The following is an 11,942-nucleotide window of genomic DNA, read 5'->3' on the forward strand; positions in this document are numbered from 1 at the left end:
GTCAGGCCGCGATCTGAGGTTGCGGCGTCATCACCACCTCGGTTTCGAGCCGGGTGCCGGGATATTGCGCGAATTCGCCGGTCCGGGTGTCGAGAAAGCCGGCGCCGATGGCGCTGGCCTGGGCCTTGGCTGTTTCCAGATCAGGATACCATTTGCCGCAACGGTGCGGCGTGACGAAGCGATACATCAGCATGCTGCGATAATGCTGGCGGCGCGATGCTGTTCCCATTTTCTGCTGCGTTCATGCGCAATTTGCGACGATCCGTTTGTTGCGGGAAACGGCTGAAAATATTGCTTTATTGTGTCTACCATTCGGCGGCCATCGCGGGCACCGTCGCCGCCAGGAATTCGATCCAGGCGCGGGTCTTGGCTGCTGGCCGGCGCGAGGGATGGGTGATCGCATGGACGGCGCCGAGCCCCGCCAGCGGCTGGTCCAGCACCACCTCTACCAGCCGCCCTTCGCGCAAGGCGCGCGCGGCGATGAAGCGTGGACCATAGACCAGGCCAAGGCCCGCTGCCGCCGCTTCCACCAGCACGTCGCCATTGTCAGCCTGCAAGGTGCCGCGCACCGGCTGGTGGATCGTGCCATCCAGGCCAAAGCGCCACACGTGCTGGCCAAACCGCGTGAGGGTAAAGCCCAGGCAATCATGCTGCACCAGATCGCTGACCTGGCTGGGGGTGCCGCGCCGGGCGAGGTAGGCAGGGGAGGCGCAGACCACCAGATGCATGTCGGCCAGTTTGCGCGCCACCAGGCTGCTGCCGACCAGGCGGCCGATGCGGATGGCCATGTCCCAGCGTTCTTCCACCAGATCGACCTGGCGATCGCTCATCCCCAGTTCCACGGTAATGCCGGGATAGCGCTGGTTGAAGGCGGCGACCAAGGGCGCGATGTGCAGCACGCCGAACGACATCGGGGCGCTCACCCGCAGCAGCCCTTCGATCGCCACGCTTTGCGCGGCAGCTTCTGCTTCGGCCTCGCGCAAGTCGGCCAGCACGCGTTCCGCCTTGTCGAGGTAAGCCGCGCCCGCCTCTGTCAGCGACAGGCGCCGCGTGGTACGGTGGACCAGCGTGGTGCCCAGCCGCGCCTCCAGCGCGGAAAGGTGCTTGGCCGCCATCGCCGGCGACATGTGCAGGGCGCGGGCGGCCGCAGAGAGGCCGCCCAGCCGCATCGCTTCGACGAACACCTCGATTCCGGTCAAGCGGTCAGCCACTGATTTCGCACCCTGGGTAAAAGGATAATCTCATGCTTGGCGTATTATCATCTGATGGTGGAAACGCCATCTTGCGCCCGATCATTTCACCGCTGATCATTGCAACAAGGACGATCCCTGTCATGACACGTACCAAGACTTTCGCCGCTCTGGCCCTGGCTCTTGCCGTTCCTGCCCTGGCCACGCCGGCGCTGGTCGCCGCGCAGGCCACTGCCGCGCCTTCGGCCGTGCCGGCTGGCACCTATCAGGTGGAAACCCACCACACCCTGGCCGAATTCACCGTCAGCCACTTTGGCTTCAACGACTTTTTCGGCGTGATCCCCGGCGCGACCGGCACGATGACGCTGAACCCGGCAAACCTGGGTGCCACTGCGCTCGACGTGTCGCTGCCGGTTTCGGCGATCTCCACCACCAACGCCACGCTCGATGGCGAACTCAAGAGCGCCGACTGGTTCGACGCGGCCAAGTATCCCACGATCCGCTTTGTCTCGCACAAGGTGGTGCCCACCGGCGATCGTACCGCGCGGATCGAGGGTGACCTCACCATGCACGGCGTAACCAAGCCGGTGACGCTCGACGCCACGTTCGGCGGCGCTGGCTCCAACCCGATGAGCAAGGCCTTCACCGTGGGCTTTGGCGCCACCGGCACGCTCAAGCGTTCGGATTTCGGCGTGAGCAAGTATGTTCCCTTCGTCAGCGACGAAGTGCGCCTCAAGATCACCGTGGCTTTCGAAAAGAAGGCCTGATCGCGCGGCGTTCTGCCCGGTGCGCACCTGCGCATCGGGCATACGGTTTGGCCGCGTTTGGCGGGCAACAAAAAAGGCGGGGTGAAAGCCCCGCCTTTTCCGTTTGTCTCGTCCGTGAGGACCGACCGATCAGCGCGAATAGAATTCGACGACCAGGTTCGGTTCCATCTTCACCGGATAGGGCACTTCGTCGAGCGTCGGCACGCGCACGAAGGTGACCTTGTCGGCGCCTTCCTGGGCGACGTAGTCAGGCACTTCGCGTTCCGGCAGAGCCTGCGCTTCGGCGATCAGGGCCATTTCCTTGGCCTTGGTGCCCAGGGTGAGCACGTCGCCGGGGCGCACGCGGCGGCTGGCGATGTTGCACTTCACGCCGTTGACGCGGATGTGGCCGTGCGAAACGATCTGGCGAGCCGCAAAGATGGTCGGCGCGAACTTGGCGCGGTACACGACCATGTCGAGGCGCTGTTCGAGCAGGCCGATCAGGTTCTGACCGGTATCGCCCTTCATGTTCGACGCTTCCTGATAGGTGCGCTTGAACTGCTTTTCGGTCACGTCGCCGTAGTAGCCCTTGAGCTTCTGCTTGGCGCGCAGCTGGATGCCGAAGTCGGAAACCTTGCTCTTGCGGCGCTGGCCGTGCTGGCCCGGGCCATACGAGCGGCGGTTCACCGAGCTCTTGGGGCGGCCCCACAGGTTTTCACCAAGGCGACGGTCAATCTTGTACTTGGACGAATGGCGCTTCGACACGCGTTCGTTCCTTTCAACTAGCGTTTGGTCTGGGGAAGGCCGATGCCCTCCCGGCTGATGCCCGGAACCGCACCATCCCGCCAATTGCCAGGATGCGGCCACCACTTCACCGGACGTGTGGGGCCAATTGCGAAGGCGCGCCTAGAACAGGACACGCCCGCAGAGTCAAGGGAAAAGCTTATTCCCCGCGAGGCTCGGTGCCGGGCTTGCTGCCTGGCGCGCGGCGCATGGCAGACAGCACCCCGCGCAGCGTGCGGATTTCGAGATGATTCCAGCCCGGCTTGGTCAGCATGGTGCGCAGCGTGCGGCGCGTGGCCGCCGCGCGGTCTTCAGGCATGAAATAGCCGCGCGGTTCCAACAGGCCGCACAGCTGGGAAAACATGCCTTCAAACTCTTCCTGCGGGGCAGGGGGCAGCATGTCTTCGACCGTGGGTTGCACCAGGGCGCCGGCGGCGTTCTGGTGCTTGGACCATTCATAGGCGCACAGGATCACTGCCTGGGCCAGGTTGAGCGAGCCGAATTCGGGGTTGATCGGCACGGTCAGGATGGTGCGCGCCAGGGCCACGTCATCGGTTTCCAGGCCCGAACGCTCTGGCCCGAACACCAGCGCGCTGCGGCCTTCTTCGACCACGATCGCGCGGGCCGCTTCCTCGGGCGTCACCACCGGCTTGGTCACCCCGCGCTTGCGCACAGTGGTGGCATAGACATGCGCACAATCGGCCACGGCATCGGCCAGGCTATCGAACACCTGGGCCTTTTCGAGCACCACATCGGCGCCAGAGGCGGCCGGGCCGGCGGCGGGATTGGGCCAGCCATCGCGCGGGGATACCAGGCGCATTTCGGCCAGGCCGAAATTGAGCATGGCGCGCGCGGCCTTGCCGATGTTTTCGCCCAGCTGCGGGCGCACGAGAACGATAACGGGCTGTGCAGGCATGGTTACTTGGCCACTTCCTGGATGGAAGAGGCAAATTCCTCGAAATCACGGGCTTCGGAAAAATCGCGATAGACGCTGGCAAACCGGATATAGGCCACGCTGTCGAGCTGGCGCAGCGCATCCATGACCATCTCGCCGATCACCTTGGAGGCGACCTCGCCATCGCCCATGGTTTCGATCTGGCGCTGGATGCCGGTAACCAGCTGATCCAGGCGTTCCTGCGTGACCGGGCGCTTGCGGCAGGCGAGCGCGACGGACTGTTCGATCTTGGTGCGGTCAAACGGTTCGCGGCGCGGCTCGCTGCCATCGCCCTTGTTCTTCACCACCAGAACCTCGCGCAGTTGCACGCGTTCGAACGTGGTGAAGCGGGCGCCGCAGCTTTCGCATTGGCGCCGCCGGCGGATCGAGGTGTTGTCCTCGGTCGGCCGGCTGTCCTTCACCTGGCTGTTGTCATGGGCGCAGAACGGGCAACGCAAACGCTCAAAGCTCCGGGTAGATGGGGAACTGCGCGCAGAGGTCCGCCACGGCGTCGCGCACGCGCTGTTCCACCTGGCCGTCGCCTTCTTCGCCATTGCGGGCCATGCCGTCGACCACCTGGGCGATCAGCTGGCCGATCTGGCGGAACTCTGCCTCGCGGAAGCCGCGGGTAGTGCCAGCCGGCGTGCCCAGGCGGATGCCCGAGGTGACGAAGGGCGAGCGCTTGTCGAACGGCACGCCGTTCTTGTTGCAGGTGAGCCAGGCGCGATCGAGGCCCTTTTCAGCGGCCTTGCCGGTCACGTCCTTGGCCGACAGGTCCACCAGCATGAGGTGGTTGTCGGTGCCGCCCGAAACGATGCCGAGCCCAGCATCCTTGAGGCTTTCCGCCAGGGCCTTGGCATTGGCCACGACCTGGTGGGCATAGGCCTTGAATTCGGGGCGCAGCGCATCGGCAAAGGCCACGGCCTTGGCCGCGATCACGTGGACCAGCGGGCCACCCTGCAGGCCGGGGAACACGGCGGTGTTGAACTTCTTGGCCAGCGCCTCGTCGTTCGTCAGGATCACGCCCGAACGCGGGCCGCGCAGGCTCTTGTGCGTGGTGGTGGTCACGACATGGGCATGCGGGATCGGCGAGGGGTGCGCCCCGCCGGCAACCAGGCCCGAGATGTGCGACATATCGACCAGCAGCCACGCGCCCACTTCATCGGCGATGGCGCGGAACGCCTGCCAGTCCCAGGTGCGCGAATAGGCGGTGCCGCCCGCGATGATCAGCTTGGGCTTGTGCTCGCGCGCGAGGCGGGCCACTTCGTCCATGTCGATCTGGTGATCGTCGGCGCGCACGCCATAGGGAATGGGGTGGAACCACTTGCCGCTCATGTTGACCGGCGAACCGTGGGTGAGGTGGCCGCCCGAGTTGAGATCGAGGCCCATGAAGCTGTCGCCCGGCTGCAGCAGCGCCAGGAACACGGCCTGGTTCATCTGGCTGCCCGAATTGGGCTGCACATTGGCGAAATTGCAGCCGAACAGCTGCTTGGCGCGTTCGATCGCCAGGTTTTCCACCACGTCGGCGTATTCGCAGCCGCCATAATAGCGCTTGCCCGGATAGCCTTCGGCATACTTGTTGGTGAGCACCGAGCCAGTTGCTTCGAGCACGGCCAGGCTGGTGATGTTTTCCGAGGCGATCAGCTCGATCTTGGTCTGCTGACGCTTGAGCTCACCCTGGATGGCGGCGAAGATTTCGGGGTCGGCCGAGGCGAGATGCTCGGTGAAGAAGCCTGCCGTGCGGACTTCCGGCGATGCGGTGGCAGCGGTGGACATCGGGTGTGGCTCCTGGATCAGAGGGCTGGATTGGAAAGCTTGGTAACGCGGCGCACGTGGCGGTCGCCGGCAAAGGGCGTGGCGAGGAACGCCTCGACGCAGGCCTTGGCCATGTCGAGCCCGGTCAGCCGGGCGCCCATGGCCAGCACGTTGGCATCGTTGTGCTCACGCGAAAGCTTGGCCGAAAACGGCTCACCCACCAGGGCGCAGCGCACGGCCGGGTTGCGGTTGACGGCAATGGAAATACCGATGCCCGAGCCACACAGCGCGATGCCGCGTTCGGCTTCGCCGGCGGCCATGGCGCTGGCCAGCTTGTACCCGTAATCGGGATAGTCGACGCTGTCGCCGTTATAGGGGCCAAGGTCGGCCACATCGTGGCCCAGCTCGCCCAGCCACTGGACAAGATCGGCCTTGAGCGCCAGCGCGGCGTGATCGGAAGCAATGGCAATGCGCATGGGTTATAGCGGTTCCGGTTGCCTATGGTGGGGGTTCTGGCGTCCCCCTAAACCCATTGCGCGCGCTATGCCAGATTAATTGGCCTTATGATGCACCCTTTGCCCAGATGGGTGGGCAGCCCGGCGCGGCAGCCCACCCGTCGCCTCTCATTGCCCGGCGTGGGCAGCGGCGATCTTCTTGGCGACCTCTGGGTGCTGGGTCAGGTAGGTGGTCAGCTCTGCCTTGAGATTCTTGGCCATGCCCATGCCCACTTCCATGCCGTCGCGGTTCATCGCGGTCATCACGGTAACCACGTCAGGGTCCTGCATCAGGTCGGCCGAGCGCGAGAGATAGTGACTACCTGCCGGCGTCTGGGCGAAAGCCAGAATGGCGCGAAGGTCTTCGTGCGAGAAATGGCGGACATAGGCGCGGGTCATGGCATCGACGAGTTCGGGCATGCGGCGCTCCATCGCTGGGCGCATCGCCGCGGGCATCGTTTCGAACATGCGCGCGAAGATCTGCTGCAAGCCGGGATCGTCCACGCCCATGATGCCGGCCATGTTGCCCTGCATGGCGCCCATCATCGTCTTGGTGACGCGCTCGACAATTGCCACCCGCTGTTCGGGCGGCAGGATAACCGCGATGATCTGGCTGGCCACTTGCAGATCGGCAGGATCGAGCGGGCGTGCCGCCGGGGGCGGTGCCGTCTGCGCCTGCGCGGCAGCGGGCAGGGCCACGGCGCTGGCCAGTGGGGCGAGGGCCAGGGCGGCAAGGGCAACGGTTTGGCGGGCAGGCAACATTGGCGGAAACTCCCGGAGGACAAGCCGGGCGAAAGCCGGTGTCGCGGTTCTGTTCGTTGCGCCTTGTTGCGGGCCGGTCAAGGGCGGAAAGCCCAGTGTCAAAAGGATTTATTCGGGCTGCCATAACACGAAACGGGGCGGCATCGCTGCCACCCCGTCCCGATTGTCATGCTGTGCGATGCGATCAGCGGAACGAACCGCTGAACGAGACACCGATCGTGCGCGGATCGTTGTAGATCCCGGCGCGATAGTTGGAGGTGTCGATCACGCCGACCAGGTTGCGCTTGTTCGTCAGGTTGCGGGCGAACACCGCCAACTCGTAGCGACCAAACGCGAAGCCGGCCTTGGCGCCCAGCTCGTAGTTGCCGTCAGAGGTGTATTCCACCGTCTTGTAGGGCACGTACATGGTATAGCCCTGCAGGTTGAAGTCTGCGCCGACGAACGCCTTGAAGTCGTCATTCAGCGGCAGGTCGTACCGGCCCGACAGGTTGAGGTTGAAGCGCGGCGCATTGGGCAGCGAATTGCCGTTGATCTGCGCAAAGTAGTTCGCGCCGACCTTGTTGACCGGGTTGAGCACGGTTTCCGACAGGACGCCACCAGCCGAACCGGCCTGGGCAAACACGTTGGGATCCTTGACCTCGGTGTGCAGCACGCTCACGCCAATGTCGAAGCGCAGGTTCTTCGACGGACGCAGGCCCACTTCCGCTTCGGCGCCATAGCCCACGGCCTTGTCGGCATTGAACAGCACGCCGCTGCCATTGCTGTCGTTGCCGTTCAACTGGATGTCGGTGACGGTGTAGTAGAACCCGGTGAGGTTGAACGTCAGCGCGTTATCCAGCCAGGCGCTCTTGATGCCGGCTTCCCACGAGGTGTTCTTTTCCGAATTGGCCGTGGTGAACGGCGAATTGAACACGGCCGAGCGCCCCTGGATGGTCGGGCCACGGAAGCCGCGCGCCACGCGGGCAAAGAACGACAGGTCGGAATTGGCGCGATAGAGCAGGCTGGCGTCAAAGCTCGGCTGCGTGTCCGACAGGCGCACGTTGCGCGCGGCCGTGGCCGGGAAGGTCACCACGCCAGCGGCGGTGTCCGCCGTCTTGAGCAGGGTGGTGGTCTTGGTGTCGTTTGACAGGCGCGCGCCGGCAGTAAAGCGCAGCTTTTCGGTCAGGTCATAGCTGGCCTGGCCAAACACCGCCCAGCTGGTGTTGACGTTGTGCAGCAGCACCCAGTTGTTGGGGTTGGCACCCGGTGCGCCAGCGTTGAGGAAGTAGCCCCGCTGGTCGAACTCGGTGTAATCGCGCGAGTCGAAGTAGATGCCGCCCAGCTGCCACTTGAAGCGGGCCGCGTCCGGGCTCGCCAGGCGCACTTCCTGGCTCCACTGGTTGAGGCTGCGCAACACGCCGCGCGATTCGCCAAAGCCGGCGCCGCCGAAGTTGGCGGCCGCGCCACCGTCGGTGTCACCCCGGCTCGAACCGTGCGAGGCTTCATAGGCCGTGATCGAGGTCAGCGTCATGCTGCCGATGTCCTGCACGGCCTTGAGCGAGACGCCCTTGGTCTTGTAGGCCTGCGGGTTGTTGCCGCCTTCGTCATAGGCCACGTTGGTCAGGTCCAGATTCTGCGGCACTGTGTGCGTGCCCTTCTGGATCGAACCGCGGTAGAAGATCGAGGCGCTGCCGTCGTAATCGCGATAGTGGCCCGACAGGCGCAGCGACAGGGTTTCGGTCGGCTGGGCGAGCAGCTGCAGGCGTACGTCGCGCTCGTTGAATCCGCCCATGACGTTGTTACCGGGCTTGGTGCCGTCGTCGCTGACGCCGGTGTAGGTGTTGTTGATCCAGTTGTCGCGGTGCTGGTACAGGCCCGACAGGCGGAAGCTGACGCGGCCGTCAGAAGTCAGCGGACCACCGACGCCAGCGTCGATGTTCACGCTGTTGCGGCTGCCCCAGCTGGCGCTGGCCTGGCCGGCCCAGGTTGCGGTGGGCTGGGCGGTGTCGAACTTGACGATACCGGCCGTGGTGTTGCGGCCGAACAGCGAACCCTGCGGGCCGCGCAGCACTTCCACCTGGGCGATATCGAACGCCGGGTTGGACTTGAGCACCACGTGCTCCATCACCACGTCGTCCTGGATCACCGACACCGGCTGCGAAGCGCCGAGGTAGAAGTCGATGTTGCCAAGGCCGCGGATGTAGAAGCGCGGGAAGATGCGGCCCGTGGTCGATTCGACGTTGAGGCTGGGCACGCGGCCGGCAAGCGAGAGCAGCGTGTCAGCGCCGGCGGCCTGCAGGTTGTGCAGCAGTTCGGGCTTCATCACGGCCACCGACACCGGCACCGACATGATGTTTTCCTGGCGGCGCTCTGCCGTCACGACGATGGCATTGCCGGCATCGTCAGCAGCGGCGGCGGCCGGCGCAGCGGGTGCGGCATCCTGGGCAAAGGCGGCAGGTGCGATGGCCGCAAAGGCGGCCCCCGCCAGCATGGCGGAAGCGAAACGGGTGGTACGCATGGAATTTCCCCTGACGGAAAGGACGCGGTCTTTGCCGCTGTTGTGTGATCCGGCCGGGCTATTAGCGTTTTGTGTCAAGCCTGTGTCAGACTAATGCAAGGGTGTGTCGGTTTCAGTTGATACTGATGCCGCATTGCAACACATACCCGGCATACGAAAAGAGGCGCCGGGCCGGAGCCGGGCGCCTCTCTTGGCGTAGAGCGCTTGCGGCAGTGCCGCAGGGCTTACTGATCGAGGAACGAGCGCATCTTGCGGCTGCGGCTCGGGTGCTTGAGCTTGCGCAGCGCCTTGGCTTCGATCTGACGAATGCGTTCGCGTGTCACCGAGAACTGCTGGCCAACTTCTTCCAGCGTGTGATCGGTGTTCATGCCGATGCCGAACCGCATGCGCAGCACGCGTTCCTCGCGCGGGGTCAGGCTGGCCAGAACGCGGGTGACGGTTTCCTTGAGATTGGCCTGGATGGCCGCATCCACCGGGATGATCGCGTTCTTGTCCTCGATGAAATCGCCCAGGTGCGAATCTTCCTCGTCGCCGATCGGCGTTTCGAGGCTGATCGGCTCCTTGGCGATCTTCATCACCTTGCGCACCTTTTCGAGCGGCATCGACAGACGCTCGGCCATTTCCTCGGGCGTGGGCTCGCGGCCCTGCTCGTGCAGGAACTGGCGGCTGGTGCGCACCAGCTTGTTGATCGTCTCGATCATGTGCACCGGAATGCGGATGGTGCGCGCCTGATCGGCGATCGAGCGGGTGATCGCCTGGCGGATCCACCACGTGGCATAGGTGCTGAACTTGTAGCCGCGGCGGTACTCGAACTTGTCCACCGCCTTCATCAGGCCGATGTTGCCTTCCTGGATGAGGTCCAGGAACTGCAGGCCGCGGTTGGTGTACTTCTTGGCGATCGAGATCACCAGGCGCAGGTTCGCCTCGACCATTTCCTTCTTGGCGATGCGCGCCTCGCGCTCACCCTTCTGGACCATGTTCACGATGCGGCGGAATTCAGCCAGCTGCATGCCCGTGGCCGAGGCAATGTCGGCCACTTCGGCGCGGATGCGTTCGACCGCGCCCGCTTCTGTGGCGGCAAAGGCCGCCCACTTCTTGTCGCGCGTGGCGAGCGACTGCAACCAGCCTTCGTCCAACTCGCGCCCGACGTAGTGGTCGAGGAAGTCCTTGCGGCTCACCTTGTGGCGCTCGGCCAAGCGCAGCATCTGCCCGCCCAGCGTGGTCAGCCGGCGGTTGAACGCATAGAGGTTGTCGACCAGGTATTCGATCTTGGAAGCGTGGAACTGCACGCTTTCCACCTGCGCGGTCAGTTCCTCGCGCAGCTTGTGATATTCGGTTTCCTTGGCGGCCGAGAACGGCAGGCCCAGGCCCAGCGCGTCGAGACGCTCGCCCTGGAGCTTTTCAAAGGCGCGGAACAGGCTGGTGATTTCGGCAAAACGCTCCAGCGCGGCAGGCTTGAGCGTGGCTTCCATCTGGGCGAGGGAAAGGGTGTTGTCTTCCTCTTCCTCTTCCGCCGGACGGGCGCGGCGCTCGCGCAGCTCGTCGTCCTCGTCCTCGGTTTCCTCTTCCTCGACGTCTTCCTCTTCCTTGAAGGAAGGGCCAGCGGTGGCTTCGCTGATTTCGCCGTCGGCTTCTTCGCCGTCTTCCGACAGGTTCTCGGGCTGCGGTTCCTTCGACAGCATGGCATCGAGATCGAGGATCTCGCGCAGCTGCATTTCGCCCGCGTTGAGCGCTTCGGACCACTGAATGATGGCGTGGAAGGTAATCGGGCTTTCGCACAGGCCCATGATCATGGTGTCGCGGCCGGCTTCGATGCGCTTGGCGATGGCGATTTCGCCCTCGCGGCTGAGCAGTTCCACCGCGCCCATTTCGCGCAGGTACATGCGCACCGGATCGTCGGTGCGTTCGATGGTTTCCTTGCGCTTTTCAACTACCGGGCGGTCGTCCATCCCGGTGTCGTTGTCTTCGGCTTCCTCAGCCTCACGCTCTTCGGGATCGACCGCGTCCTCGTCGCTCTCGACGATGTTGACGCCCATTTCCGAGATCGCGGCCATGATGTCCTCGATCTGCTCGGAGGACATCTGGTCTTGCGGCAAAGCTTCGTTCAGCTCGTCATACGTGATGACGCCGCGACGCTTGGCGCGCGCGATCAGCTTCTTGATCGAAGCCTCGTTAAGGTCGATCAGCGGTGCATCGCCGCTATCGGTCTTGTCGTTGGAAGCCATTAACCCCGATACCACCCTTTGACGTCGTGCCGCATTGGGCCCCATCGGTGCCCAGGCCAGGATCGCATCCGGTCTCGGGCGATCCATATGTTCCTATTATAACGATGCACGAGTGCGACCCATTTGCCCCAACCTGGCCAGCAAAGCCAGCCTTCGTTGCAGCAATCGTTGTTGTTCGGCAAAGCTATCCTCGGAAAAGTCATTTTCCAGGCGCTCTGTCGCTCGCGCCAGCGCCGATTCGACCGCCGGAAGATCGACGATCAGCTCGATCGCTTCGGCCAGTTCGTCGAGCGCGGTGGCGCTCGTTTCCGAAAGGAAGCCGAATCGCAGGCCATCGTAATCGTCTGCCGACGGCCCCTCTAGCTGCCGCTCCAGCAATATGGGGCGCAAGGCCGTGCTTTCAAGCGGGGCGCCCGATTCGGCAAAGGCCAGCAGCGCATCGAGCAGCGCGGCCATGCCGGCCTGCGCAGGGTGGATGCGCGCCAGCGCCTCGCCATGGCGGGCCAGCGCGGCGGGATGCACCACCAGCCCGGCCAGAACCGCCGCCAGCAGCGCG

The 11,942-nt window shown here is 64.5% G+C and carries 11 protein-coding genes and 1 pseudogene; 1 reads left to right on the plus strand and 11 read right to left on the minus strand.

Features of this window, described 5'->3' with window-relative positions; genetic code table 11:
- Nucleotide 1 precedes the first annotated feature (1 nt).
- Both H926_RS0106395 and H926_RS0106400 read right to left on the minus strand, forming a co-directional pair.
- Entirely contained in the window at nt 2–229 is a 228-nt protein-coding gene (locus H926_RS0106395; protein ID WP_022675578.1) for a hypothetical protein, read from the minus strand.
- A 76-nt stretch (nt 230–305) separates the two neighbouring features.
- The gene (locus H926_RS0106400; RefSeq protein ID WP_237740984.1) at nt 306–1,199 is read right to left on the minus strand and encodes a LysR family transcriptional regulator; all 894 of its coding nucleotides are present in this window, start codon (nt 1,197–1,199) and stop codon (nt 306–308) included.
- A 134-nt stretch (nt 1,200–1,333) separates the two neighbouring features.
- Between H926_RS0106400 and H926_RS0106405 the strand changes: the two genes are divergently transcribed.
- Nucleotides 1,334–1,957, plus strand: a complete 624-nt coding sequence (locus H926_RS0106405) for a YceI family protein (RefSeq protein WP_022675580.1) — start codon at nt 1,334–1,336, stop codon at nt 1,955–1,957.
- A 129-nt stretch (nt 1,958–2,086) separates the two neighbouring features.
- On the opposite strand, the gene rpsD is transcribed toward H926_RS0106405, so the two are convergent.
- The 9 genes and pseudogenes from rpsD to H926_RS33055 all read right to left on the minus strand — a co-directional run.
- Nucleotides 2,087–2,701: a 30S ribosomal protein S4 gene (gene rpsD / locus H926_RS0106410; protein WP_022675581.1), complete on the minus strand. Its 615-nt coding sequence runs from the start codon at nt 2,699–2,701 to the stop codon at nt 2,087–2,089.
- Nucleotides 2,702–2,879: 178 nt separating this feature from the next.
- Nucleotides 2,880–3,635, minus strand: a complete 756-nt coding sequence (locus H926_RS0106415; RefSeq protein ID WP_022675582.1) for an RNA methyltransferase — start codon at nt 3,633–3,635, stop codon at nt 2,880–2,882.
- A 2-nt stretch (nt 3,636–3,637) separates the two neighbouring features.
- A complete protein-coding gene (gene nrdR, locus H926_RS0106420) occupies nt 3,638–4,075 on the minus strand; it encodes a transcriptional regulator NrdR (RefSeq protein ID WP_369801299.1) in 438 nt (145 codons plus the stop codon).
- A gap of 40 nt (nt 4,076–4,115) precedes the next feature.
- Nucleotides 4,116–5,429 carry a serine hydroxymethyltransferase gene (gene glyA / locus H926_RS0106425; RefSeq protein WP_022675584.1) on the minus strand — a complete coding sequence of 438 codons (1,314 nt, stop codon included), beginning with the start codon at nt 5,427–5,429 and terminating at the stop codon, nt 4,116–4,118.
- Nucleotides 5,430–5,446: 17 nt separating this feature from the next.
- Complete coding sequence (gene rpiB, locus H926_RS0106430; protein ID WP_022675585.1) at nt 5,447–5,884, minus strand: ribose 5-phosphate isomerase B; 438 nt, start codon at nt 5,882–5,884, stop codon at nt 5,447–5,449.
- 147 nt (nt 5,885–6,031) lie between these two features.
- Nucleotides 6,032–6,664, minus strand: a complete 633-nt coding sequence (locus tag H926_RS0106435) for a DUF2059 domain-containing protein (protein ID WP_022675586.1) — start codon at nt 6,662–6,664, stop codon at nt 6,032–6,034.
- A gap of 184 nt (nt 6,665–6,848) precedes the next feature.
- Nucleotides 6,849–9,161 (minus strand): TonB-dependent receptor, encoded by a 2,313-nt coding sequence (locus tag H926_RS0106440; RefSeq protein ID WP_022675587.1) that lies wholly within the window; start codon nt 9,159–9,161, stop codon nt 6,849–6,851.
- Between the two features lie 224 nt (nt 9,162–9,385).
- Nucleotides 9,386–11,386 carry an RNA polymerase sigma factor RpoD gene (gene rpoD, locus H926_RS0106445; RefSeq protein WP_022675588.1) on the minus strand — a complete coding sequence of 667 codons (2,001 nt, stop codon included), beginning with the start codon at nt 11,384–11,386 and terminating at the stop codon, nt 9,386–9,388.
- A gap of 96 nt (nt 11,387–11,482) precedes the next feature.
- Nucleotides 11,483–11,942, minus strand: a pseudogene (locus tag H926_RS33055) (DNA primase); the annotation flags it as partial.

The organism is Novosphingobium sp. B-7 (assembly GCF_000410615.1).
Classification (GTDB): domain Bacteria; phylum Pseudomonadota; class Alphaproteobacteria; order Sphingomonadales; family Sphingomonadaceae; genus Novosphingobium; species Novosphingobium capsulatum.